Raw genomic sequence first — 25,894 nt, 5'->3', positions numbered from 1 at the left:
GGTTGATAGGCCAGATATGGAAGCCCGGTAACGGGTGGAGTTGACTGGTACTAATAGGCCGAGGGCTTGTCCATTGATGCTCGCGTTCACTGTGTTGGTTCTGAAACCACGACCATGTCGCCATGTGATGGCGTTCCGGTTGAGAGTTTCATAGTGTTTCGGTGGTCATAGCGTGAGGGAAACGCCCGGTTACATTCCGAACCCGGAAGCTAAGCCTCACAGCGCCGATGGTACTGCAGGGGGGACCCTGTGGGAGAGTAGGACGCCGCCGAACAATCTTTGAAAGGGTTGGACCCCGAACTTCGGTTCGGAGTCCAACCCTTTTTTGGTATGCGTAACTTCAAGTTCACGTTGCGCACTCAGCATCGCACCCATGGGTACTGCTGCAATGCTCAAGGCTGCCGGCGTCGGAGTCGGCCACGAGGTCGTCGTACCGGCCTTCGGGAACGTCGAGGTGGCCGAGGCCGTGAGTCTGGTGGGTGCGCTCCCGGTGTTCGCCGACATAGACCCGGTCACCTACTGCCTGGACCCGTCCGCTGTGGAAGCGGCCGTAACTCCTCGTACCGCGGCCGTGGTTGTCGTTCACCGCTTCGGACGGCGCGCCGACATCGCGCGGTTGCACGGGGTGGGCCAGCGGCACGGGCTGCTCGTGCTGGAGCAGGGAGAGTCCGAGGCTCCGTACGACGAAATGGCGCAGCGCAGGCAGCGGGCCGCCTACCTCGACGCCAAGCTGAAGGGCGTGCGCACCCCCGACGGCGGTGAGACGCACGCCTACCAGCAGTATGTGGTGCGGGTGCCGGGCAACGGCCGGCCGGACCGCGACGCCTTCGCGCGGGCCCTGCGCGCCAAGGGAGTTGAGTGCCGGGTTCCCGTGAAGACGCCCGTACACCGGCTGCCCGAGTTCCGGCGTTGTGTGGCGCTGCCGGAAACCGAACGGGCCGCGGACGAGACGCTCGCGCTTCCCGTGGACGCCTCGCTGACCAAGCGGGAGATGCAGCGGATCGTGTCCGCGTGCAACGCTCTCGGGGGACTGCTTCAGCCTGCTTTCTGAGCGGTGACCGAACGAGTTTGGGAAAGCGGGCCTGTTCAGGGTATGGTTTTCTTGTCGCCGCGAGGTAAACCTCGAAAGCGACAGGCCCCTATAGCTCAGTCGGCAGAGCGTCTCCATGGTAAGGAGAAGGTCAACGGTTCGATTCCGTTTGGGGGCTCCGGAAAAGAGGCCTCGCCCTTCGGGCGGGGCCTTCTTCGTGTGCCCGGGCGGGCCCGGGAACCTCAGTCGTGCTGAAGTCCCGGGACCCGCATCGCCAGAATCGCCATGTCGTCGGAGGGGGCGTCGGACGCGAAGCGTTCCACGGCGCGCATGATGCGTGCCGCGACCGCGCCCGCGGTGAGACCCGTGCACGTGGTGAGGACGTCGGCGAGGCCGTCGTCGCCCAGCATGCGGGTGCCCTCACGCCGTTCCGTGACACCGTCCGTGACGCAGAGGAGGACGTCACCGGGGTCGAGGGTGACCGTCTCCTCGTACAGCTCCAGGTCGTCGATGACGCCGAGCAGCGGCTGGGGTTCGGCCGCCGCCACCACCGTGCCGTCCTGCCGGAGTCGCAGGGGGAGCGGGTGGCCGGCGCAGACCACCTTCAGCTCGGCGCTGCCGTCCTCCTGCGGCCGCAGCTCACCGTACAGCAGCGTCAGGAAGCGGCTGCGGTCGCCCTCGTCGAGGATCGCGGAGTTCAGGCGCTCGAGGACCGCCGGGCCCGACAGGCCCTCGCGGGCCAGCAGACGCAGCGCGTGCCGGGCCAGGCCCGTGACGGCCGCCGCGTTCGGGCCCGTACCGCAGACGTCGCCGATGGCGAAGCCGTAGGCGCCGTTGCCGATGGGGAAGAGGTCGTAGAAGTCGCCACCGACCTCGTTGCCCTCGCCGGCCGCGCGGTAGATGACCTCTACCTCGACGCCGTCGATCTGCGGCAGGCCGGGCGGGAGCAGGCTGCGCTGCAGGGCCTGGCTGATGGCGGTGCGTTCCGAGTACAGGCGGGCGTTGTCCAGGGCGAGGGCGGCCCGGCGGGACAAGTCCTCGGCCAGTTCCAGGATTTCCTGCCGGAAGTGCTCGTCCGCGGGCTTGCCGAGGGTCAGCATGCCGATCACGCGGTTGCGTGCGACGAGCGGCAGGACGACCGTCTCGCCGCCGACCGCGGAGGCCGTCGCGAGCGTCGGGCCGATGCCCGAGGCGAGGCTGTGGGTTGGGCCGCCGGCCAGGCCGAGGCTGCGCATCGAGCTGCGCAGGGCCGCCTGGTGGGCGACCTCGCCGGGGGTCGTCCAGACGCGGGCGCCGGGCGTCGGCACCGGATCGGGCGGGGAGATCTTCGACAGCAGCGACTTGATGCCGTCGATGAGTTCCTCGTCCTCGTGCAGGACGTACGAGAGGTAGGGCTCGGAGGCCTGGTCGGCGATGGTGTAGACGGCGCACCAGGTGGCCAGGGTGGGGACCGTCATCTGGGCCATCAAGGCCAGGGTCTGGTCCCGGTCCAGGGTGCCGGCCAGCAGGTCGGAGGCTTCGACCAGGAAGCTGAGGGAGCCGCGGCGCAGCCGCTCCAGTTCGCCCAGGCGGGCCGACTCCACGGCCAGGGCGATGCGGTCGGCGGCGAACTGCAGGCGCAGCGCTTCCTCGTTGGAGTACCGGCCGGGCGCCTCGGCCGCGACGCCGAGGGAGCCCGTGAGCCGGCCCTCGACCTTCAGCGGGACCGTGACGACCGAGCGCATGCCGGTGCCGGAGAGCAGCGGTACGGCGCCGGGTACGGCGTTGAGGTCGTCGTGGACGGCCGGCATGCGGGCGGAGCCGTAGCGGCCCGGGCCCGCCTCCACGGGGACGCGGGCGAAGCGCTGGCGGGCGGAGGGCAGGCCGGTGGAGGCCCGGACCTCAAGCTCCGTTTCGTCGTCGGTGGCGAGGAGCAGGAACGCGGAGTCGCTGTCCAGCATGTCGCGGGCCCGCTCCACCGTGCGCTGCAGCAGGCCGTCGAGGTCGTCCGGGGCGGGGGAACCGATGAACACCTCGAAGGGGTCGGTGCTCTGGCCGTCGGAGCCGGCTCCCTGGTCGCTTGCGGGCCCACGCAGCGGAGTCTGCAGGACGGCTCGTTCGTGGTCCCGTACCAGGAGGCACACGGTGGAGGGTTCGCCGCCGGTGTCGCGGACCCGGAGGTGAGAGGCGTAGACCCGGGCCACCCGGCCGTCGGCGCCGCGGATGCCGTAACTGCCCTCCCAGCGCGAGAGCCGGAGTGCCTCGGCGACGCCGGTGCCGGTGCCCGGGGTGTGCGGCCAGGCGGCGAGGTCGGTGAGGGGCTTGCCGATGACCTCGTTCGCCGGGTAGCCGAACAGTTCCTCCGCGTCCTCGTTCCAGGCGTTGATGGACCCCTTCCGGTCGATCTGGAGGACCGCGACGCGGACCCGGCCGTCGGCGAGGGGGAGGAGGTCGGCGGGCAGGGAGGGCCCGGCGGCGCGGGTGCCGACCGGACGTTCGGGCAGGTCGAGCTGGAACCAGACGTTCTTGTGCGTGGGGGTGTAGTCCACGCCCCAGCGGGCGGCCAGGGCCGCGCAGAGCTGCAGGCCGCGGCCTCCCTCGCGGTCCGGGCTGCCCATGGCGGCCGGGGAGCCCTGGACGGGGACCTCGCGCTCCGGATAGCGGTCCGAGACCTCGATGCGCACGCCGTCCTCGGTGCGCAGGCACAGCACGTCCGCGTGCGTGCCCGCGTGCACCACCGCGTTGGTCACCAGTTCGCTGGTGAGGACCACCGCGTCGTCGACGATGTCGGCAAAGCCCCAGCCCTGCAGGGTGTCGCGGACGAAGGACCGGGCGGTCGCGACCGATCGCCCGACGGGCTCGAAGCTGGCGGCCGCGCGCGCGGTGATCACAGAACTCCTCGGCCGGTTGTCGACGTGCTGGGCTGCGTGGCCGGCCGGCTCGCGCCGCTGCTGCGGCATCCGCTCGCCCGTCGGCCGTGGCTCCGGGGGAAGTTCCCCGGGGATCACTCCGGTGGTCATGGTCTGCGGCCGCCCCTCCGATGCCCGCTCGTTCTCGTGCCACCGCCCAGGCCGGTGGGACCGGTGCGGCTGGACAGCCGCATGCAAGGTTACTTACCTTCACCGCCCGAGCGGATGCCGGTCGCCGGTGTTTACGCCCCAAGGGTGTGCGGACGATGTGCGAAGCTGCCGAACTGTTATGGCCTGGTTCGGCCAGGGTGAAACACTGGGCAAGCTTCTGATGAAGGTCCGGTCATGCTGCGTGTGTTCCGTGTACGGCGGGCAGCAGCCCCTGGTGTAGCCGGATCGCGTCTGGCAGAAATACCGAGCAGTAACGAGTACGCGGAAGTAACCGGTAAGCCGGGGGATCGGCGCACCGGGGCCTTCTCGGCCGAGCACAGCAGTGACGGTCTACCCCTTCGGGAGGGACACAGTGGAGTCTGGCGCAGCGACGCGGGGCACGAAGACGCGCGCGAAAGGCGGACCGTCCCTGGGCAGGAACGGCGGTACCACCGCCGTGGACACGGCTGCCCTGAACCGGCTGCTCGCGGCCCTTGTGTCGATGCGTGACGGCAACTTCCGCAAGCGGCTCACGGTGTCCGGGGACGGCGTGATGTCGGAGATCGCGGCGGTCTTCAACGAGGTGGCCGACCGCAATCTGCATCTGACCGGTGAGCTGTCGCGGGTGCGGCGCATGGTGGGACGTGAGGGAAAACTCACGGAGCGGCTGGACACGGGCGCCTGTGAGGGCTCCTGGGCGTCCGCCATCGACAACTCCAACGCGCTGGTCGACGATCTCGTATGGCCCGTGTCGGAGGTCAGCCGGGTTCTGACGGCGGTCGCCGAGGGCGATCTCTCGCCGCGCATGGACCTGCGTACCCAGGCTCCGGACGGCACCGGGCATCCGCTGCGGGGCGAGTTCCTCAAGGTCGGCCGTACCGTCAACAACCTGGTCGACCAGCTGTCGACCTTCACCGACGAGGTCACCCGCGTCGCCAGTGAGGTCGGTACGGAGGGCAAGCTCGGCGGGCAGGCCCGGGTGCGCGGGCTCTCCGGTTCGTGGAAGGACCTCACGGACTCCGTCAACACGATGGCCTCCCGGCTGACGGCCCAGGTGCGGGACATCGCGCTGGTGACCACCGCCGTCGCCAAGGGTGACCTGTCACGGAAGGTCACCGTTCATGTCGCCGGTGAGATGCTGGAGCTGAAGAACACCGTCAACACGATGGTGGACCAGCTCTCCGCCTTCTCCTCGGAGGTGACGCGGGTCGCGCGTGAGGTCGGCACCGACGGCATCCTCGGTGGCCAGGCCCACGTTCCGGGTGTCGACGGCACCTGGAAGGAACTCACCGATTCGGTGAACCTGATGGCCGGCAACTTGACGGCACAGGTGCGTGGCATCGCCCAGGTCACCACCGCGGTGGCCAATGGTGATCTGTCGCAGAAGGTGACCGTTCCGGCGCGTGGCGAGGTCGCGCAGCTGGCAGAGACGATCAACAAGATGACCGAGACGCTGCGGATCTTCGCGGACGAGGTCACGCGCGTGGCCAACGAGGTCGGTGCCGAGGGCCGGCTGGGCGGTCAGGCGACGGTGCCGGGCGTCGCCGGGACCTGGAAGGACCTCACGGACTCCGTCAACACGGTGTTCCGGAACCTGACCACGCAGGTGCGGGACATCGCCGCCGTGACGACCGCGGTGGCCAGTGGCGATCTGTCGCAGAAGGTCACCGTGGACGTGGCCGGCGAGATGCTGGAATTGAAGAACACCGTCAACGGCATGGTCGACCAGCTGTCGGCGTTCGGTGCCGAGGTGACCCGGGTCGCGCGCGAGGTCGGTGTCGAGGGTGAGCTGGGCGGGCAGGCCCAGGTGCCGGGCGCGGCCGGTACGTGGAAGGACCTGACCGACTCCGTCAACACCGCGTTCCGCAACCTGACCGGTCAGGTGCGCAACATCGCCCAGGTGACGACAGCGGTGGCCAACGGCGATCTGTCGCAGAAGGTCACCGTCGACGTCTCCGGCGAGATGCTCCAGCTGAAGAACACCGTGAACACGATGGTGGACCAGCTGTCGAGCTTCGCCGACCAGGTCACGCGGATGGCCCGGGACGTGGGCACCGAGGGCCGCCTCGGTGGACAGGCGCGGGTGGACGGTGTGTCGGGCACCTGGAAGGAGTTGACGGACTCCGTCAACTTCATGGCCGGCAATCTCACCTCCCAGGTGCGGCAGATCGCCCAGGTGACGACGGCCGTGGCGCGCGGCGACCTCTCGCAGAAGATCGACGTCGACGCGCGCGGGGAGATCCTCGAGCTGAAGAACACCATCAACACGATGGTCGACCAGCTCTCCGCGTTCGCCGACCAGGTGACCCGGGTCGCCCGGGACGTGGGCACCGAGGGCCGGCTGGGCGGTCAGGCGCAGGTGCCGGGCGTCGCCGGTGTGTGGCGGGACCTGACGGACTCCGTCAACGGCATGGCCGGCAACCTCACGGCCCAGGTGCGCAACATCGCCCAGGTCGCCACCGCCGTGGCCCGCGGTGACCTCTCCCAGAAGATCACCGTGGACGCGCGCGGGGAGATCCTGGAGCTGAAGAACACCCTGAACACGATGGTCGACCAGTTGTCGTCCTTCGCGCAGGAGGTCACGCGTGTGGCCCGCGAGGTGGGCACGGAGGGCATCCTCGGCGGTCAGGCCGAGGTCCAGGGTGTCTCCGGCACCTGGAAGGACCTCACGCAGTCCGTGAACTTCATGGCGAACAACCTGACCATCCAGGTGCGCAACATCGCCGAGGTCACGACCGCGGTCGCCAAGGGCGACCTGTCGAAGAAGATCACCGTTGACGCGAAGGGTGAGATCCTCGAGCTCGTCACGACGGTCAACACCATGGTCGATCAGCTGTCGAGCTTCGCCGAGCAGGTGACCCGGGTGGCCCGTGAGGTGGGCACCGAGGGCATCCTGGGCGGGCAGGCGCACGTGCCGGGCGTCACGGGCATCTGGAAGGACCTCAGCAACAACGTCAACCTGATGGCCAACAACCTGACCATGCAGGTGCGGAACATCTCCCAGGTGGCCGCGGCCGTCGCCAACGGTGATCTGACACGTCAGGTCACCATCGAGGCGCGCGGCGAGGTGGCGCAGCTCGCCGACACCATCAACACGATGGTGAAGACGCTGAGTTCGTTCGCCGACCAGGTCACCAAGGTGGCCCGTGAAGTGGGCACGGACGGCATCCTGGGCGGCCAGGCGCACGTTCCGGGTGTGGCCGGTACGTGGAAGGACCTCACCGAGTCCGTGAACCAGATGGCGTCCAACCTGACCGGTCAGGTGCGCAACATCGCCATGGTCACCACGGCCATCGCCAAGGGTGACCTGACGAAGAAGATCGACATCGACGCCCGGGGTGAGATCCTCGAGCTGAAGACGACGATCAACACGATGGTCGATCAGCTGTCCAGCTTCGCCGAGGAGGTCACCCGGGTCGCCCGCGAGGTGGGCACCGAGGGGCAGCTCGGTGGTCAGGCACGCGTGCGTGACGTCGACGGCACCTGGCGGGACCTCACCGAGTCGGTGAACGAGATGGCCGGGAACCTGACGCGGCAGGTGCGCGCCATCGCGCGCGTGGCGACCGCGGTGACCCGCGGTGACCTGAACCTGAAGATCGACGTCGATGCGTCCGGCGAGATCCAGGAACTGCAGGACTACATCAACAAGATGATCGCCAACCTGCGTGACACCACGATCGCCAACAAGGAGCAGGACTGGCTCAAGGGCAACCTCGCCCGCATCTCCGCGCTGATGCAGGGCCGCCGGGACCTCGAGGACGTGGCCTCGCTGATCATGAGCGAGCTGACGCCGGTGGTCTCCGCGCAGCACGGGGCGTTCTTCGTGGCGATGCCGCTCATGGAGGGCCAGGACCTCGGCGGCGACGCGGAGGACCCGTACGAACTGCGGATGCTCGGCTCGTACGGCTACTCGATGGGCTCCATGCCGACGTCGTTCCGGCCCGGGGAGGCGCTCATCGGCACGGCCGCCGAGGAGAGGCGCACGATCCTGGTGGAGAACGCGCCCAGCGGCTACCTGAAGATCTCCTCCGGGCTCGGTGAGGCGCCGCCCGCGCAGGTGATCGTGCTGCCGGTGCTCTTCGAGGGCACGGTGCTCGGGGTGATCGAGCTGGCGTCCTTCACGCCGTTCACGCAGATCCAGAAGGACTTCCTCAACCAGATCGCCGAGATGATCGCGACCAGCGTCAACACGATCTCGGTCAACACCAAGACCGAGCAGCTGCTGAAGCAGTCGCAGGAGCTGACCGAGCAACTGCGCGAGCGCTCCGCCGAGTTGGAGAACCGGCAGAAGGCGCTGCAGGCGTCCAACGCCGAGCTGGAGGAGAAGGCCGAGCTGCTGGCCCGGCAGAACCGGGACATCGAGGTGAAGAACACCGAGATCGAGGAGGCCCGGCAGGTCCTGGAGGAGCGCGCCGAGCAGCTCGCGGTGTCGATGCGCTACAAGAGCGAGTTCCTGGCGAACATGTCGCACGAGCTGCGCACACCGCTCAACTCCCTGCTGATCCTGGCCAAGCTGCTCGCCGACAACGCCGAGGGCAACCTGTCCCCGAAGCAGGTCGAGTTCGCCGAGACCATCCACGGCGCGGGCTCCGACCTGCTCCAGCTGATCAACGACATCCTCGACCTGTCGAAGGTCGAGGCGGGCAAGATGGACGTCTCCCCGACGCGTATCGCGCTCGTCCAGCTCGTGGACTACGTGGAGGCCACCTTCCGGCCGCTGACCGCGGAGAAGGGCCTTGACCTGTCGGTACGGGTCTCCCCGGAGCTGCCCGCGACCCTGCACACCGACGAGCAGCGGCTGCTGCAGGTGCTGCGCAACCTGCTGTCCAACGCGGTGAAGTTCACCGACTCCGGGTCGGTGGAGCTGGTGATCCGCCCCGCCGGCGCGGATGTGCCGCAGACCATCCGGGAGCAGTTGCTGGAGGCCGGTTCGCTCACCGACCCGCGGGCCGACCTGATCGCCTTCTCGGTGACCGACACGGGCATCGGCATCGCGGCCAGCAAGATGCGCGTGATCTTCGAGGCCTTCAAGCAGGCGGACGGCACGACCAGTCGCAAGTACGGCGGCACCGGCCTCGGCCTGTCGATCTCGAGGGAGATCGCGCAACTGCTCGGCGGTGAGATCCACGCGCAGAGCGAACCGGGCCGCGGCTCGACGTTCACGCTGTACCTGCCGTTGCACCCGATCGAACTCCCGCCGCAGGGCTACCAGCAGTCCGTGCCCGCACTGGAGGCCGGTGACCTGGTCGCCTCCGAGGCCCGGCTGTCCTCCGAGCTGTCCGCCGTGGAGATCGAGACGCCGGCGGAGGTGAAGTCGTACCAGGAGACACAGAACGGCGCCGCCGCGCTCTTCAGGCGGCGCCGCAGGAGCCTGCCGGAGTCCGAGCAGCGGCCCGAGCAGTGGACGACGATCGCGGAGCAGGCGAGCGCCCCGCAGTCGGCCCGGGCGGTGCGGTTCGGCGGCGAGAAGGTGCTGATCGTCGACGACGACATCCGCAACGTGTTCGCGCTGACCAGCGTCCTGGAACAGCACGGGCTGTCGGTGCTGTACGCCGAGAACGGCCGTGAGGGCATCGAGGTGCTCGAGCAGCACGACGACGTGGCGGTCGTGCTGATGGACATCATGATGCCCGAGATGGACGGGTACGCGACGACCACGGCGATCCGTCGGATGCCGCAGTTCGCCGGGCTGCCGATCATCGCGCTGACCGCGAAGGCGATGAAGGGCGACCGGGAGAAGGCGATCGAGTCGGGCGCCTCGGATTATGTGACGAAGCCCGTCGACCCGGACCATCTGCTGGCGGTCATGAGGCAGTGGATGCGCGAGGAGTGACGGGCGACCGGCGCGGATGTGGACGCTGCGGGAACTGCTGGAGCGGCCACGGAGTTGTCGGATCGGAAGGGCGGAGGATGTGTGGGAATCCCGGATTCCGGGAACCCTCCCGTCTCCTGCGGCGTTTCCGTTGTGTGCACAGTGACATCGCGGTGACAGGGTGTGGCGACAGGCGGGGTGCGGCTACGATGACCGGCACAAGGACGGGCGGCGAAAGGGAGTCGTCCCCTGGGGCGGCGCCCGGTGTACCGCCGGGGCGAGGAGGACAGGCCATGGTGCAGAAGGCCAAGATCCTCCTGGTCGATGACCGGCCGGAGAATCTGCTGGCGCTGGAGGCCATCCTCTCTGCGCTCGATCAGACGCTGGTGCGGGCATCGTCCGGGGAGGAAGCGCTCAAAGCACTGCTCACGGACGATTTCGCGGTCATTCTGCTGGATGTCCAGATGCCGGGCATGGACGGTTTCGAGACCGCCGCGCACATCAAGCGGCGGGAGCGGACCCGGGACATCCCGATCATCTTCCTGACCGCGATCAACCACGGTCCCCACCACACCTTCCGGGGTTACGCGGCGGGCGCGGTCGACTACATCTCCAAGCCGTTCGACCCGTGGGTGCTGCGCGCGAAGGTCTCGGTCTTCGTCGAGCTGTACATGAAGAACTGCCAGCTGCGGGAGCAGGCGGCGCTGCTGCGGCTGCAGTTGGAGGGCGGCGGCAAGGGCGCGGTCGGCGGCAAGGAGTCGGCGGGGCTGCTCGCGGAGCTGTCGGCGCGGCTCGCGGCGGTGGAGGAGCAGGCGGAGGCGCTGTCCAAGCAGCTGGACGACGAGTCGGCGGACGCGGCCGCGGTGGCCACCGCCGCCCATCTCGAACGCAAACTCACGGGGTTGCGCCGCGCGCTCGACGCCCTGGAGCCGGGCACGGGCGGCGGCAGCGCGTCGGTACAGACGCAGAACTGACGTCGGCAAGGAGCACAGTTGTCCATGAGCGCGCGTCAGTTCCGCGCCCCGGCAAGGGCGACACGAACGGGTGAAGCAGTGGGCACACGTGTCCGCTGCCGTCTCCCCCGGTAACCTCACACCCATGGCCCCACGTCCCTCCGCAGCCAAGAAGCCCGCCAAGAAGGCGGCCGCTCCCGCGAAGGCTCCGGCGAGGAAGGCCGCCGCGAAGAAGACCCCGGCCAGGAAAGCGCCGGTCAAGAAGGCCCCGGCGAAGAAGGTTGTGCCGCCCAGGCCGGCACCGAGTCCGACGGGGGGCGTGTACCGGCTGGTGCGCGCCCTCTGGCTCGGCCTGGCGCACGCCGTCGGCGCCGTCTTCCGAGGCATAGGGCAGGGCGCGAAGAACCTCGACCCGGCACACCGCAAGGACGGCGTCGCGCTGCTGCTGTTCGGCATTGCGCTGATCGTCGCCGCCGGCACATGGGCCGATCTGCGCGGTCCCGTCGGCGACCTGGTGGAGATCCTGGTCACCGGCGCCTTCGGCCGGCTCGACCTGCTGGTGCCGATACTGCTCGCGGTGATCGCCGTACGGTTCGTCCGGCACCCGGAGCAGCCGGAGGCCAACGGCCGGATCGTGATCGGCCTGTCCGCGCTCGTCATCGGCGTGCTCGGCCAGGTCCACATCGCCTGCGGCTCGCCCGCCCGCAGCGCGGGGATGCAGGCCATAAGGGACGCCGGCGGCCTCATCGGCTGGGCGGCGGCGACCCCGCTGACGTACACCATGAGCGAGGTGCTCGCCGTACCGCTGCTGGTACTGCTGACGATCTTCGGGCTGCTCGTGGTGACCGCCACCCCCGTCAACGCCATCCCGCATCGGCTGCGCGCGCTCGGCGTACGCCTGGGCCTGCTGCCCGACCCGGAGGAGTACGAGCCCTCCGAGGACGACGAGCGGTACGACGAACAGTGGCGCGAGGCGCTGCCCGGGCGCCCCCGCAGGCGCCAGAGCGCCCCCCAGGCGTACGACCCCGACGGCGCCGAGCAGGAGGCCCTCTCGCAGCGTCGCGGCCGCCCCAGGCGCTCCGCGGTGCCGCAGCCCGATCTGCAGCGGCAGATGGACGCCGTGGACGTCGCGGCGGCCGCCGCGGCCGCGCTCGACGGTGCCGTGCTGCACGGCATGCCGCCGTCCCCGCTCGTCGCCGACCTCACCCAGGGCGTGAGCGCGGGGGAGCGCGAGGAGACCACACCGGTACCCGCGCCTGCACCGGTGCCGGCCCCGGCCGCCCGCCCCAGCCAGGAGAAGCTGAAGGTCGAGAACGTCCCCGACCTCACGAAGGCGCCCCCCGCGGCGCCTCGCGAGCTGCCCGCGCGCGCGGAGCAGCTCCAGCTCTCCGGCGACGTCACCTATGCGCTGCCGTCGCTGAACCTCCTCACGCGCGGGGGGCCCGGGAAGGCGCGCAGCGAGGCGAACGACGTGATCGTCGACGCCCTGCGCAACGTCTTCTCCGAGTTCAAGGTGGACGCCGGCGTCACCGGGTTCACCCGGGGCCCGACCGTCACCCGCTACGAGGTCCAGCTCGGCCCCGCCGTGAAGGTCGAGCGGATCACCGCGCTGACCAAGAACATCGCGTACGCCGTCGCCAGCCCCGACGTGCGGATCATCAGCCCCATCCCCGGCAAGTCCGCGGTCGGCATCGAGATCCCGAACACCGACCGGGAGATGGTCAACCTCGGCGACGTGCTGCGCCTCGCGGAGTCCGCCGAGGACGACGACCCCATGCTCGTGGCCTTCGGCAAGGACGTCGAGGGCGGCTACGTGATGCACTCGCTGGCGAAGATGCCGCACATGCTGGTCGCCGGCGCCACCGGCTCCGGCAAGTCGTCCTGCATCAACTGCCTGATCACCTCGGTGATGATGCGGGCGACCCCCGAGGACGTCCGGATGATCCTGGTCGACCCCAAGCGGGTCGAGCTGACCGCCTACGAGGGCATCCCGCACCTGATCACGCCGATCATCACCAACCCCAAGCGGGCCGCCGAGGCCCTGCAGTGGGTCGTGCGCGAGATGGACCTGCGCTACGACGACCTGGCGGCGTACGGCTACCGGCACATCGACGACTTCAACCGCGCGGTCCGCGAGGGCAAGGTGAAGCCGCCGGAGGGCAGCGAGCGGGAGCTGCAGCCGTACCCGTACCTGCTGGTGATCGTGGACGAGCTGGCCGACCTCATGATGGTCGCCCCGCGGGACGTCGAGGACGCGATCGTGCGCATCACGCAGCTCGCGCGCGCGGCCGGCATCCACCTGGTGCTCGCCACCCAGCGCCCCTCGGTCGACGTGGTCACCGGCCTCATCAAGGCCAACGTGCCCTCGCGGCTGGCGTTCGCCACCTCCTCGCTCGCCGACTCCCGGGTCATCCTCGACCAGCCCGGCGCCGAGAAGCTGATCGGCAAGGGCGACGGACTGTTCCTGCCGATGGGCGCCAACAAGCCGACCCGGATGCAGGGCGCGTTCGTGACCGAGGAGGAGGTCGCGGTCGTCGTCCAGCACTGCAAGGACCAGATGGCGCCCGTCTTCCGGGACGACGTCACCGTGGGCACCAAGCAGAAGAAGGAGATCGACGAGGACATCGGCGACGACCTCGACCTGCTGTGCCAGGCGGCCGAGCTGGTGGTCTCCACCCAGTTCGGTTCGACGTCCATGCTCCAGCGCAAGCTGCGCGTCGGCTTCGCCAAGGCGGGGCGACTGATGGACCTCATGGAGTCCCGGAGCATCGTCGGGCCCAGCGAGGGTTCGAAGGCGCGTGACGTTCTGGTGAAGCCCGACGAGCTGGACGGCGTGCTCGCGCTGATTCGCGGGGAGTCTGACGGGTAGGACGGCGCCCTCCGGCGTGTCGGGTTACGCCGGGTGGCGGCACCGTCGTGATCCACCCGTTAGAGAGCGGCGAGCAACCGTTTCCCTTTGTCGTACGTCAAGTTGAGCGAAAGGACAGCTACGGATCCCATCCTGGGGTATGTGTCTGTCCCGCCGTCGGAATGACCGGCCCTTCCGATTGGCGTACAAGTCCCACCGCCCGGTTGCCCCACCCTTTCGCACCCGCCCTAGACTGAACCTCCAGCACAGGTGGCTCAAACGCTCGAAAGGCGCCCCCGTGTCCATCGGCAACTCCCCTGAAGACGAGCGTCCGTTCCAATACGTGTCCGAGGAAGCCCGTCCCTCCGTGGGGCGCGCCCTGCAGCAGGCGCGCATCACGGCCGGGCTCACCGTCGACGACGTCAGCAGCGCCACTCGTGTCCGTATCGCCATCGTGCACGCCATCGAGGCGGACGACTTCGCCCCCTGTGGCGGTGACGTGTACGCCCGCGGGCACATCCGCACGCTGGCCAGGGCCGTGCACCTCGACCCCGCACCGCTGATCGCGCAGTACGACGCCGAGCACGGCGGGCGGCCCGCGCCGACGCCGGCCGCGCCCCTGTTCGAGGCGGAACGTATTCGCCCGGAGCGCCGCGGGCCCAACTGGACCGCGGCCATGGTCGCCGCGATCGTCGCCGTCGTCGGCTTCGTCGGGTTCACCGCGTTCAAGGGCGGCGACAGCGGAAACGACGCCAAGTCGCAGGTCGCCGAAGGCGTCACCACCACCCCCGCCAAGTCCGCCTCGCCCACGCCCAAGAAGGACAAGCCCGTCCCGCCGACCTCGGAGGCGTCCGACAGCGCCATCGCGGCCGCGCCGCAGGACAAGGTCACCGTCCAGGTCAGCGCGGCGGGCGGGCGCAGCTGGATCTCTGCCAAGGACCACAACGGCCGGATGCTCTTCGACGGTCTGCTGAAGAAGGGCGAGTCCAAGACCTTCCAGGACAACTCCAAGATCAACCTCATCCTCGGCGACGCCGGCGCTATCCAGCTGTACGTGAACGGCAAGAAGATCGAGGACAACTTCCGGCCGGGCGCCGTGGAGCGTCTCACCTACACCAAGGGCGACCCCGAGGCCGGATGAGCGGTTCCTCGGCAGAGCGGATGTGACGGGGTTGGCCAAGATCGGCCAACCCCGTCGACGTGGGCCGTCAGTGAGACAAAGTAGTCTTGAGCCCATGCCTGAACGCCGTACCGTCGCACTTGTCACTCTCGGCTGCGCCCGTAACGAGGTGGACTCGGAGGAGCTTGCAGGCCGTTTGGAGGCGGACGGCTGGCAGCTCGTCGAGGACGCCGCGGACGCCGATGTCGCCGTGGTCAACACCTGTGGCTTCGTGGAAGCCGCCAAGAAGGACTCCGTCGACGCCCTGCTGGAGGCCAACGACCTCAAGGACCACGGCAGAACCCAGGCCGTCGTGGCGGTGGGCTGCATGGCCGAGCGGTACGGCAAGGAGCTCGCCGAGGCGCTGCCCGAGGCCGACGGCGTGCTCGGCTTCGACGACTACGCCGACATCTCCGACCGCCTGCAGACCATCCTGTCCGGCGGCATCCACGCCGCCCACACCCCGCGCGACCGCCGCAAGCTGCTGCCGATCAGCCCGGCCGAACGCCAGGAGTCGGCCGCGTCCGTCGCGCTGCCCGGCCACGCCCCCGCCGACCTCCCGGAGGGGCTCGCGCCCGCCTCCGGTCCGCGCGCGCCCCTGCGCCGCCGCCTGGACGGCTCCCCGGTCGCCTCGGTGAAGCTCGCCTCCGGCTGCGACCGGCGCTGCTCGTTCTGCGCCATCCCGTCCTTCCGCGGCTCCTTCATCTCCCGCCGCCCGAGCGACGTGCTGAACGAGACGCGCTGGCTGGCCGAACAGGGTGTGAAGGAGATCATGCTGGTCTCCGAGAACAACACCTCCTACGGCAAGGACCTGGGCGACATCCGCCTGCTGGAGTCCCTGCTGCCCGAGCTGGCAGAGGTCGACGGCATCGAGCGCGTGCGCGTGAGCTACCTGCAGCCGGCCGAGATGCGCCCGGGCCTGATCGACGTCCTCACCTCCACCCCGAAGGTCGCCCCCTACTTCGACCTGTCCTTCCAGCACTCCGCGCCTGACGTGCTGCGCGCCATGCGCCGCTTCGGCGACACCGACCGCTTCCTGGAGCTGCTCGACACCATCCGGAGCAAGGCTCCGCAGGCCGGTGTGCGCTCCAACTTCATCGTCGGCTTCCCCGGCGAGAGCGAGTCCGACCTGGCCGAACTGGAGCGCTTCCTGACCGGCGCCCGCCTGGACGCCATCGGTGTCTTCGGCTACTCCGACGAGGAGGGCACGGAGGCGGCGACGTACGACAACAAGCTCGACGAGGACGTCGTCGCCGAGCGCCTCGCCCACATCTCCCGGCTCGCCGAGGAACTCGTCTCCCAGCGGGCGGAGGAGCGCGTCGGTCAGACCGTGCGCGTTCTGGTGGAGTCCGTGGACGAGGAGGAGGGCGTGTACGGCCGTGCCGGGCACCAGGCACCGGAGACGGACGGACAGGTGCTGCTCACGAGCGGCGCGGGCCTGAACGTCGGACGTATGGTCGAGGCGAAGGTGGTCGGTACGGAAGGTGTCGACCTGGTCGCCGAGCCGCTGACGGGCTCATTCGCGTGTAGTGAGGAGGCGGGCAGATGACCGGAGTCCCGGCATCCGCCGCGGGCGGCTCCTCCGGCGCGCAGGGCGCCCGCGGTCCCGCCGCCGCGGCCGACGGCGCTGCTACCGAGGCCTCCGGATCTGTTTCTGGCCCCGCCGGTGCCGCTGCCGACCTGGAGGACGCGCGGCCCGCACGCGGTGGGAAGCTGGCCGCCGCGGCCGTCAACCAGGCCAGCGTGTGGAACGTCGCCAATCTGCTGACGATGCTGCGGCTGCTGCTCGTGCCCGGATTCGTGGCGCTGATGCTGGCGGGCGGCGGCTACGACCCCGCCTGGCGCTCGCTCGCCTGGGCGGCCTTCGCCGTCGCCATGATCACCGACCTGTTCGACGGGCATCTGGCACGCACCTACAACCTGGTCACCGACTTCGGGAAGATCGCCGACCCCATCGCCGACAAGGCGATCATGGGCGCGGCGCTCATCTGCCTGTCGGCCCTGGGTGATCTGCCGTGGTGGGTGACGGCCGTCATCCTCGGCCGGGAACTCGGCATCACGCTGCTGCGTTTTCTGGTCATTCGCTACGGAGTGATCCCCGCGAGCCGGGGCGGCAAGCTCAAGACGCTCACCCAGGGCGTGGCCGTGGGGATGTACGTCCTGGCACTGACGGGATGGCTGGCCACCATGAGGTTCTGGGTGATGGCCGTGGCGGTCGTGCTCACCGTCGTCACCGGCCTCGACTACGTGAGACAAGCCATTGTCCTGCGCCGGCAGGGAATCGCCGAGCGCGCGGCGGCGTTGGAGGAGAAGGAAGCGTGAGTTCCACGGCCACCGAACTGGTGCGACTACTGACCGTGAGAGGCGAGAGCCTCGCCGTAGCGGAGTCGCTCACCGGTGGTCTCGTCGCAGCGGAGATCACGGCCGTCCCCGGGGCGTCCAAGGTCTTCCGGGGCTCGGTCACTGCCTACGCCACCGAGCTGAAGCAGGAACTGCTGGCAGTCGACGCCACCCTGCTGGCGGAGCAGGGAGCGGTGGATCCGCAGGTCGCGGCCCAGATGGCGGCCGGAGTGCGGAAGGCCCTGAGAGCCGACTGGGGCATCGCGACCACTGGTGTCGCCGGGCCCGACCCGCAGGACGGAAAGCCCGTCGGAACGGTTTTCGTGGCCGTCGACGGGCCGCTTCGGCCCGGCTCCGGTTCTGCCGGTGGCGGAAAAGTGAAGGCCCTGCGGTTGAACGGTCACCGTGCGGAAATTCGTATGGAGAGTGTACGGAGCGTACTCGCACTGCTTCTGAGAGAGCTTGCGGGCGAACAGACTGGGAATGAGCGGGCACAGGATACGGAACGGAACGGGGGGTTTTGATGTTTGCAGCCCAGAGTGAACACGACATCGCTCCCCGCACGGCCGCGGCGCGAGGCGGTACGGTGGGGCGAGAAGGATGCGGCTACGCGGTCCGAGGAGGGAGCCACCGATGATTCTGCTCCGTCGCCTGCTTGGTGACGTGCTGCGTCGGCAGCGCCAACGCCAGGGCCGTACTCTGCGCGAAGTCTCCTCGTCCGCCCGAGTCTCACTCGGCTATCTCTCCGAGGTGGAGCGGGGGCAGAAGGAGGCTTCCTCCGAGCTGCTCTCCGCCATCTGCGACGCGCTGGACGTACGGATGTCGGAACTGATGCGTGAAGTCAGCGACGAGCTGGCGCTCGCCGAGCTGGCCCAGTCCGCCAGGGCCACCGAGCCCGTGCCCACGTCGGTCCGTCCGATGCTGGGTTCCGTGTCGGTGACCGGCGTGCCCCCGGAACGGGTGACCATCAAGGCGCCCGCCGAGGCGGTGGACGTGGTCGCCGCGTGACGTCCGTCTGCGCGGCCTGACGACCCGATACGTACGAAGCCCCCGCCGGGGCTCCCCAGGTCTCCCTGAGGAGCCCGGCCGGGGCTTTCGTGTTGTCCGTATGCGTGAGGTGTGTCTCTTTTCGTCCATTTGCCGGTACTCGGTGGGGCCGTCATGGTGGAGGGACGTGACGGCGCCGAACCATCGGAGGAAGCGGATGTACGTCGTGAAGAGCCGATTGACCGACGACGATCTGAATACCGTGTCTGATGCCCTGCAGGGCGCCCTGGTCGACCTGGTGGATCTCTCGCTGGTCGCGAAGCAGATCCACTGGAACGTCGTCGGACCCCGCTTCCGGTCCATCCACCTGCAGCTCGACGAGGTCGTCGACTCGGCGCGCACCCACTCCGACACGGTGGCCGAGCGGGCGTCCGCGCTCGGCGTCCCGCCCGACGGGCGCGCGGCCACGGTGGCCTCCAGCAGCGGCATCGGGACCACTCCGGCCGGCTGGGTCAAGGACACGGACGCGGTCCGGGCGCTGGTGGACGCCCTCGGCGCGGTGATCGTCCGGATGCGGGAGCGGGTGAACGCGACCGGTGAGGCGGACCCGGTGTCCCAGGACATCTTCATCGGGATCACGGCGGACCTCGAGAAGCACCACTGGATGTTCCAGGCGGAGAACGCGTAGGGGGCCGGTCTTGCACCAGTGAGCCCTCGGTGCGCCTCCCGCGCGGGTCTCGTGGCGTTCTAGCGTCCGGCTGGAGGTGACGGCCATGGTGAGGCGTGTGGTGCGCAGGGGGGCCGTACTCGGGCTGGGGGCCGTGTGGTGGTGGGCGGTGCTCCGGATCGCCCTGGGGACGGGCTCCGGGGTGATCGAAGGGGCCGTCGCCGTCGGGGGGTGGGGGCTGAGCGTGCTGCCGGTGCACTGCGTGCCCAAGAAGGGGGCGGCGGGGGCGCTGGAAACGGGGCGGTGGGCGGCCGCCTGGCGGCCGGCGGACGCTACCAGGGCATCGCCACGCCCCCGTTCGGGCGGAGAATCTGACCCGTCATGAACGCCGACGCGTCCGACGCCAGGTACAGCACCGTGTGCGCGACGTCGTCCGGCTCCCCGACCCGGCCCAGCGGGGACATCCGGGCCATCAGAGCCTCGGTGTGCGCCTGCGCCTCCTGGTCGTGGCGGTCGGTCATGGGGGTCCGGATCCAGCCCGGTGCGACCGCGTTGACCCGGATGCCGTGCCGGCCGACCTCGGTGGCCAGCGTCTTCGTCAGCTGGACCACGGCCGCCTTGGCCGCGCCGTAGCAGAGCAGCCCGGGGCCGCCGGTGTCGACCGCGCCGGAGGTCATGGTGACGATGCTGCCCCGGGTGTCATGGGCGAGCATCGACCGGGCCGCCTCCTGGCAGGCGTACAGCACGCCCTTGAAGTTGACGTTCACAACCCGGTCCAGGTCCTCGTCGCGGGTGTCGAGGACGAGGCTGTTGTGCATGATCCCGGCGATCGCCGCCATCACGTCCAGGCGCCCGCAGGAACGGACGGCCTGCCGGAGTCCGGTCCGGTCGGTGACGTCGAGGACGTGCGTACGGGCCGTGCCGCCGCGGTCCTCGATCAGCTTGGCCGTGCCGTGCAGGCCGTCCGGGTCCCGGTCGGCGCAGTGCACCGTGGCTCCCGCCGTGGCGAGCAGGACGGCGGAGGCCCGCCCGATGCCGCCGGCGGCTCCGGTGACGAACGCGGTGCGTCCGGTGAGGTCGTACGCCGTGAGAGACATACAGGGACCGTACGAGCGTTTCTGACGGGTCGTCAATTAGTTGGACGGGGAAGGCCGGCGGGGATAGCGCTCACGCCATTTCTGCGCTTCTCCCGGCGCCGGTGCGGGGCCCGTCTGGCAGGCCGGGCACCAGTAGGTGGGGCGCTCCTGGGATCCGTCGCCCTGGTCGGCGACGCGGACCCGGGTGCGGCACCGCAGGCAGGGGCGGGGTGCGCGGCCGTAGACGAACAGGTCCTGCCGGTGCAGGCCCGTGGTCTGGCGGACCGGGCGGTCGCGGTTGGTCTCCAGGAGCTTCTTGGCGAGAGCGGGCAGCTTGGCGGCGCGTTCCGCGGGCAGGGCTCCGACCGGCAGCCAGGGGGTCACGCCGAGCAGGAAGCACAGCTCGCTCTTGTAGATGTTGCCGATCCCGGCGAGATTGCGCTGGTCGAGCAGGGCCTCGCCGAGGGGGCGGGCGGGGTCCGCGAGCAGGTTGGCGAGGGCGCGCTCGGGGTCCCAGTCCGGGCCGAGCAGATCGGGGCCGAGGTGGCCGACGACGCGCTCCTCCTCGCCGGTGCGCAGGAACTCCAGCACCTGGAGGCGGTAGCCGACAGCCGTGCGCTCGGCGGTGCCGAGGATCGCACGGATCTGGTGCCCCGGGCCCCCGCGCCAGCGCTCGTCCGTGCCGTACACCTTCCAGGAGCCCTCCATGCGCAGGTGCGTGTGGAGGGTCAGGTCCCCCTCGAAGCGGGTGAGCAGGTGCTTGCCGCGGGGGATCGTGCCCAGGACCGTACGGCCGGTGAGGTCGACCGTCGCGTACTTCGGCACCCGGAAGTCGCTGCGCGTCAGCACCTTGCCCGCGAGGGCCTCGTGCAGCCGCCGCGCGGCCTGCCAGACCGTGTCACCTTCGGGCATGCGTCAAGGGTGCCACGGTGGGGTGGTGCGCGTCGGTCCGCTCCGGGGGCGCCGTGTTCATGCCCTCAGGCGCAGGCCGCGCGGAGTCGCGATGAAGCCTGCCGCCTCCAGCAGGGTGCCCATGGGGGAGGTCAGGGACTGGGCGCCGTTGACCCGCTCCACCGTGACCGTGCCGAGGGAACCCGCGCGGGCGGCCGCGGCCAGGGCCTCCGTGGCCATCCGCAGGCGTGGGTCGTCGGTGGCGGCGGCGTCCGGGGCGGAGGGCCAGGCCAGCAGCGTCTTGCCGCCGCGCTCCATGTACAGCGTCAGCTCGCCCTCCACCAGCACGACCAGCGAACCCGCCTTGCGGCCCGGCTTGTGCCCGGCCCCGGTCGGCGGCTCGGGCCAGGGCAGGGCGGCGCCGTAGGCGTTGGCGGGATCGGCCGCCGCGAGGACGACGGCGCGGGGGTCGGGGGACGACGAGCGCGTACCTCGGTCGCCGAAACCGCGGCTCGCCGGTGAGCCGTAGGGGGAACCGGAGCCACCGCCCCGGGGGCCGCCGTAGCCGGGAGAGGCGAAGGGGTCGGCGGACGGAGCCAGGTCGCGGGGGGAGACGTAGTCGCCCGCGTGCCGCTTCGGCGGGCTGCCGAAGTCGCCGCGGTCCTCCGGCGGCCAGGTGAAGTCGCCGTCGAGGCCTGGGTGGGCGAGGCCGCTGTCGGCCTGGTCGAAGACGTTCGGAGTCGTGTGGCCGCCGTCGAGGAGGGGCGGCGGGTGTCCGTCACCGCCGCCGAAGCCGTTCGGGAGGCCCGGGGCGGCCAGGCCCTCGCCGCGTTCACGGGCGTTGGACACCGCGCGGAGACGGTCGACCGCGCCGTCCATCGCGAACTGGGCCGCTCCCAGGCCCTCGACGACGTAACCGCGCCTCGCCTGACCGCTCTCCTCGAAGGCGGACAGCACGCGGTACACCGCGGAGAAGCCGCCCTCGACGCCCTCCGCGGCGACCGCTCCGCGGGTGACCACGCCGTGCCGGTCGAGCAGGGTGCGGGCCAGCGCGTGGGCGCGCACGGTGGCGTCCGGTTCGGGCGCGGGGAGCAGGGACCAGCGGCCGGCCACCGTGGGCGGGCCGGTGCGCGAGGCGGCGCGGGCGGCGGCCGTCAGGGAGCCGTAGCGGCCGCGTGGGACGGTGCGCTTGGCGCGGTGGGCCGTCGAGCCCGCCGTGCGGCCGGAGCCCAGCAGGGAGCGCATCGGGGCGAGGGTGTCGTTGGTGAGCCGCCCCGACCACGCCAGGTCCCAGAGGGCGTCGGCCAGTTGGGGGTCGGTGACGTCGGGGTGGGTGGTGGCGCGGACGTGGTCGGCGATCTGCCGGAAGAACAGGCCGTAACCACCGGAGAGAGCGTCCAGGACGGACTGGTGGAGCGCGGTCGGCTCCAGGGGATGCGGCGGCGGCAGGAGCAGGGGAGCCGCGTCCGCGAGGTACAGGGAGACCCAGCCGTCCTTACCGGGCAGGGCGCCCGCTCCGGCCCACACCACCTCGCCCGCAGCCGTGAGTTCGTCGAGCATCGAGGGCGTGTAGTTCGCCACGCGGGAGGGCAGGACCAGCTTCTCCAGCGCCGAGGCGGGCACGGAGGCGCCCTGCAACTGCTCGATGGCGCGCACCAGTCCGTCGATGCCGCGCAGTCCGTGGCCCTTGCCGATGTGCTGCCACTGCGGCAGGAACTGCGCCAGCGCGGCCGGTGGCACCGGCTCCAGCTCGTGCCGCAGCGCGGCCAGGGAACGGCGGCGCAGCCGGCGCAGTACGGCCGCGTCGCACCACTCCTGGCCGATGCCCGCCGGGTGGAACTCGCCCTGGACGACGCGGCCGTTCGCGGCCAGCCGCTGCAGGGCGCCCTCGGTGACCGCCACGCCGAGGCCGAAGCGGGCCGCCGCGGTGGCCGACGTGAACGGGCCGTGCGTGCGGGCGTAGCGCGCCAGGAGGTCGCCGAGCGGGTCCTTCACCGGTTCGGTGAACGCCTCGGGGACGCCGACCGGGAGCGCCGTGCCGAGTGCGTCGCGCAGGCGGCCCGCGTCCTCGACGGCCGCCCAGTGGTCTTCGCCGGCGACGCGGACCTTGATGGCCCGGCGGGCCGCGGCCAGCTCCCGGGCCCACTGCGGGTCGGCGCCCCGCTCCGCCAGCTCGGCGTCGGTCAGCGGGCCGAGCATCCGCAGTACGTCGGCCACGCCCTCCACGTCCTTGACCCGGCGGTCCTCCGTCAGCCACTGGAGTTCGCGCTCCAGCTCGGTCAGCACCTCCGCGTCGAGCAGCTCGCGCAGCTCCGCCTGGCCCAGCAGCTCGGCCAGCAGCCGGGAGTCCAGGGACAGCGCGGCGGCGCGGCGCTCGGCGAGCGGGGAGTCGCCCTCGTAGAGGAACTGGGCGACGTACCCGAACAGCAGGGAGCGGGCGAAGGGGGACGGCTCCGGGGTGGTGACCTCGACCAGGCGGACCTTGCGGGACTCGAGGTCGCCCATCAGTTCCACGAGGCCGGGGACGTCGAAGACGTCCTGGAGGCACTCGCGGACCGCCTCCAGGACGATCGGGAACGAGCCGAACTCGCTCGCCACCTGCAGCAGCTGGGCCGCACGCTGGCGCTGCTGCCACAAGGGGGTGCGCTTGCCGGGGTTGCGGCGCGGCAGCAGCAGCGCGCGGGCCGCGCATTCACGGAACCGGGAGGCGAACAGGGCGGAGCTGCCGACCTGGTCGGTGACGATCCGGTCGACCTCGCCCTTGTCGAAGGCGACGTCCGCCGCGCCCACCGGCGCCTGCTCGCTGTCGTACTCGGTGCCGGCCCTCGCAGGCTCCTGGTCGAGCAGGTCCAGGCCCATCAGGTCGGCGTCGGGCAGCCGCAGCACGATGCCGTCGTCGGCGTGCATGACCTGCGCGTCCATGCCGTACCGCTCGGAGAGGCGGGCGCCGAGCGCGAGGGCCCAGGGGGCGTGGACCTGGGCGCCGAACGGGGAGTGGACGACGACCCGCCAGTCGCCCAGCTCGTCGCGGAAGCGCTCGACCACGATCGTGCGGTCGTCCGGGACATGGCCGCAGGCCTCACGCTGCTCGTCCAGGTAGGACAGCACGTTGTCCGCCGCCCACGCGTCAAGGCCCGCGGCGAGCAGCCGCAGCCGGGCGTCGTCCTTGGAGAGCGCGCCCACCTCGCGCAGGAACGCGCCCACTGCGCGCCCCAGCTCCAGCGGGCGGCCCAGCTGGTCGCCCTTCCAGAAGGGCAGCCTCCCCGGCACGCCCGGCGCCGGGGAGACCAGGACGCGGTCGCGCGTGATGTCCTCGATGCGCCAGGAACTCGTGCCGAGCGTGAAGACGTCGCCCACCCGGGACTCGTACACCATCTCCTCGTCCAGCTCACCGACCCGGCCGCCGCCCTTCTTGGGGTCGGAACCGGCGAGGAAGACCCCGAAGAGTCCGCGGTCGGGGATCGTGCCGCCGGAGGTGACGGCGAGGCGCTGGGCGCCCGGGCGGCCGGTGATCGTGCCGGCCACGCGGTCCCACACCACGCGCGGGCGCAGCTCCGCGAACGCATCGGACGGGTAACGACCCGCGAGCATGTCCAGGGTCGCCGTGAACGCCGACTCGGGCAGCGAGGCGAAGGGGGCCGCGCGGCGGACCGCGGCGAGCAGGTCGTCGAACTGCCAGGTGTCCAGCGCCGTCATGGCCACGAGTTGCTGGGCGAGTACGTCCAGCGGGTTCGCGGGGACCTTCAGGGACTCGATGGCGCCCGAGCGCATCCGCTCGGTGACCACGGCCGCCTGGACCAGGTCGCCCCGGTACTTGGGGAAGACCACGCCGGTGGAGACGGCGCCGACCTGGTGCCCCGCGCGTCCGACGCGCTGGAGCCCGGACGCCACCGAGGGCGGGGACTCGACCTGCACGACGAGGTCGACCGCACCCATGTCGATGCCCAGCTCCAGGCTGGACGTGGCAACCACCGCGGGCAGACGGCCCGCCTTGAGGTCCTCCTCCACGAGGGAGCGCTGCTCCTTGGAGACCGAGCCGTGGTGCGCGCGGGCGATCACGGGTGGTGCTCCCTGGGCCGCGCCCGAGCCGCCCATCAGCTCGGCCGGGGAGTGGTGCTCGTCCAGGGTCTCGCCGGTCGCCCGCTCGTAGGCGATCTCGTTGAGCCGGTTGCACAGCCGCTCGGCCAGCCGCCGCGAGTTGGCGAACACGATCGTGGAGCGGTGGGCCTGGACCAGGTCGGCGATCCGCTCCTCCACATGGGGCCAGATCGACGGCCGCTCCGCCCCCTCGGCCCCGTCGGCCGCGGGGGCGCCGCCCAGCTCGCCCATGTCCTCGACCGGGACGACGACGGAGAGGTCGAACTCCTTGCCGGACTCCGGCTGGACGATCTCCACCTTGCGGCGCGGTGAGAGATACCGGGCCACCTCGTCCACCGGGCGCACGGTCGCCGACAGGCCGATCCTGCGCGCCGGCCTCGGCAGCAGCTCGTCCAGGCGCTCCAGGGACAGTGCGAGGTGGGCGCCGCGCTTGGTGCCCGCGACCGCGTGCACCTCGTCCAGGATCACCGTCTCCACGCCCGTCAGCGCGTCACGGGTGGCCGACGTCAGCATCAGGAACAGCGACTCGGGGGTGGTGATCAGGATGTCCGGCGGGCGCGTGGACAGGGCGCGCCGCTCGGCTGGCGGGGTGTCGCCGGAGCGGATGCCCACCTTGACCTCGGGCTCGGGCAGGCCCAGGCGCACGGACTCGTGGCGGATACCGGTCAGGGGGCTGCGCAGGTTGCGCTCCACGTCGACCGCGAGGGCCTTCAGCGGGGACACGTACAGCACCCGGCAGCGCTTCTTCGGGTCGGCCGGGGGAGGAGCCGAGGCCAGCTGGTCCAGGGCGGCGAGGAACGCGGCCAGCGTCTTGCCCGAGCCGGTGGGGGCGACCACCAGCACGTCCGAGCCCTCCCGGATGGCCTGCCACGCGCCCGCCTGGGCCGCGGTGGGCGCGGAGAACGCCCCCGTGAACCAGGCGCGGGTCGCGGGCGAGAAGCCGTCGAGGGCTTGGTGTGCGGAGCTGACCATGCCTTCTATCCTGCACCCGGCCA

The 25,894-nt window shown here is 70.8% G+C and carries 14 protein-coding genes, 1 tRNA gene and 2 rRNA genes; 13 read left to right on the top strand and 4 right to left on the bottom strand.

Going from position 1 to position 25,894, the window contains the following annotated elements:
- The 4 genes from ACFZDC_RS08710 to ACFZDC_RS08695 all read left to right on the top strand — a co-directional run.
- Positions 1–74 (top strand): 23S ribosomal RNA (locus ACFZDC_RS08710); the annotation flags it as partial.
- A gap of 83 nt (positions 75–157) precedes the next feature.
- A 5S ribosomal RNA gene (gene rrf, locus ACFZDC_RS08705) occupies positions 158–274 on the top strand.
- A 114-nt stretch (positions 275–388) separates the two neighbouring features.
- The gene (locus tag ACFZDC_RS08700) at positions 389–1,051 is read left to right on the top strand and encodes a DegT/DnrJ/EryC1/StrS family aminotransferase (RefSeq protein ID WP_391321574.1); all 663 of its coding nucleotides are present in this window, start codon (positions 389–391) and stop codon (positions 1,049–1,051) included.
- Positions 1,052–1,135: 84 nt separating this feature from the next.
- Positions 1,136–1,208, top strand: a tRNA-Thr gene (locus ACFZDC_RS08695).
- A 64-nt stretch (positions 1,209–1,272) separates the two neighbouring features.
- Here ACFZDC_RS08695 and ACFZDC_RS08690 read toward each other — a convergent pair.
- Positions 1,273–4,029: a SpoIIE family protein phosphatase gene (locus ACFZDC_RS08690; RefSeq protein WP_391321542.1), complete on the bottom strand. Its 2,757-nt coding sequence runs from the start codon at positions 4,027–4,029 to the stop codon at positions 1,273–1,275.
- Between the two features lie 412 nt (positions 4,030–4,441).
- On the opposite strand from ACFZDC_RS08690, the gene ACFZDC_RS08685 reads away from it, so the two are divergent.
- The 9 genes from ACFZDC_RS08685 (at position 4,442) to ACFZDC_RS08645 (ending at position 18,855) form a co-directional block, all read left to right on the top strand.
- The gene (locus ACFZDC_RS08685; protein WP_391321541.1) at positions 4,442–9,901 is read left to right on the top strand and encodes a HAMP domain-containing protein; all 5,460 of its coding nucleotides are present in this window, start codon (positions 4,442–4,444) and stop codon (positions 9,899–9,901) included.
- Positions 9,902–10,173: 272 nt separating this feature from the next.
- A complete protein-coding gene (locus ACFZDC_RS08680; protein ID WP_391321539.1) occupies positions 10,174–10,854 on the top strand; it encodes a response regulator in 681 nt (226 codons plus the stop codon).
- 124 nt (positions 10,855–10,978) lie between these two features.
- Positions 10,979–13,702: a DNA translocase FtsK gene (locus ACFZDC_RS08675; protein ID WP_391321536.1), complete on the top strand. Its 2,724-nt coding sequence runs from the start codon at positions 10,979–10,981 to the stop codon at positions 13,700–13,702.
- Positions 13,703–13,979: 277 nt separating this feature from the next.
- Entirely contained in the window at positions 13,980–14,822 is an 843-nt protein-coding gene (locus ACFZDC_RS08670; RefSeq protein WP_391321534.1) for a RodZ domain-containing protein, read from the top strand.
- Between the two features lie 94 nt (positions 14,823–14,916).
- Positions 14,917–16,389, top strand: a complete 1,473-nt coding sequence (gene rimO / locus ACFZDC_RS08665) for a 30S ribosomal protein S12 methylthiotransferase RimO (protein ID WP_391321532.1) — start codon at positions 14,917–14,919, stop codon at positions 16,387–16,389.
- Positions 16,386–17,162, top strand: a complete 777-nt coding sequence (gene pgsA / locus ACFZDC_RS08660; RefSeq protein WP_391321530.1) for a CDP-diacylglycerol--glycerol-3-phosphate 3-phosphatidyltransferase — start codon at positions 16,386–16,388, stop codon at positions 17,160–17,162. Before rimO ends, pgsA begins: the two co-directional genes overlap by 4 nt.
- Entirely contained in the window at positions 17,159–17,704 is a 546-nt protein-coding gene (locus ACFZDC_RS08655; protein ID WP_391321528.1) for a nicotinamide-nucleotide amidohydrolase family protein, read from the top strand. Before pgsA ends, ACFZDC_RS08655 begins: the two co-directional genes overlap by 4 nt.
- 109 nt (positions 17,705–17,813) lie before the next feature.
- Positions 17,814–18,188 (top strand): helix-turn-helix domain-containing protein, encoded by a 375-nt coding sequence (locus tag ACFZDC_RS08650; protein WP_391321526.1) that lies wholly within the window; start codon positions 17,814–17,816, stop codon positions 18,186–18,188.
- 196 nt (positions 18,189–18,384) lie between these two features.
- The gene (locus ACFZDC_RS08645; RefSeq protein ID WP_391321524.1) at positions 18,385–18,855 is read left to right on the top strand and encodes a ferritin-like domain-containing protein; all 471 of its coding nucleotides are present in this window, start codon (positions 18,385–18,387) and stop codon (positions 18,853–18,855) included.
- 311 nt (positions 18,856–19,166) lie between these two features.
- Here the strand turns inward: ACFZDC_RS08645 and ACFZDC_RS08640 are convergent, their stop codons facing one another.
- Genes ACFZDC_RS08640 through ACFZDC_RS08630 form a run of 3 tightly spaced genes read right to left on the bottom strand, consistent with a single transcriptional unit; the run spans position 19,167 to position 25,871 of the window.
- A complete protein-coding gene (locus tag ACFZDC_RS08640; RefSeq protein WP_391321521.1) occupies positions 19,167–19,931 on the bottom strand; it encodes an SDR family oxidoreductase in 765 nt (254 codons plus the stop codon).
- 36 nt (positions 19,932–19,967) lie between these two features.
- Positions 19,968–20,822 (bottom strand): DNA-formamidopyrimidine glycosylase family protein, encoded by an 855-nt coding sequence (locus ACFZDC_RS08635; RefSeq protein WP_391321519.1) that lies wholly within the window; start codon positions 20,820–20,822, stop codon positions 19,968–19,970.
- A gap of 57 nt (positions 20,823–20,879) precedes the next feature.
- Positions 20,880–25,871 carry an ATP-dependent helicase gene (locus ACFZDC_RS08630; RefSeq protein WP_391321517.1) on the bottom strand — a complete coding sequence of 1,664 codons (4,992 nt, stop codon included), beginning with the start codon at positions 25,869–25,871 and terminating at the stop codon, positions 20,880–20,882.
- Positions 25,872–25,894: the final 23 nt, after the last annotated feature.

The sequence above is a fragment of the Streptomyces sp. NPDC007905 genome, assembly GCF_042959345.1.
GTDB lineage: Bacteria > Actinomycetota > Actinomycetes > Streptomycetales > Streptomycetaceae > Streptomyces.
Note: the sequence above shows the minus strand (reverse complement) of the source record. Positions and strands in the feature narration are given on the sequence as shown.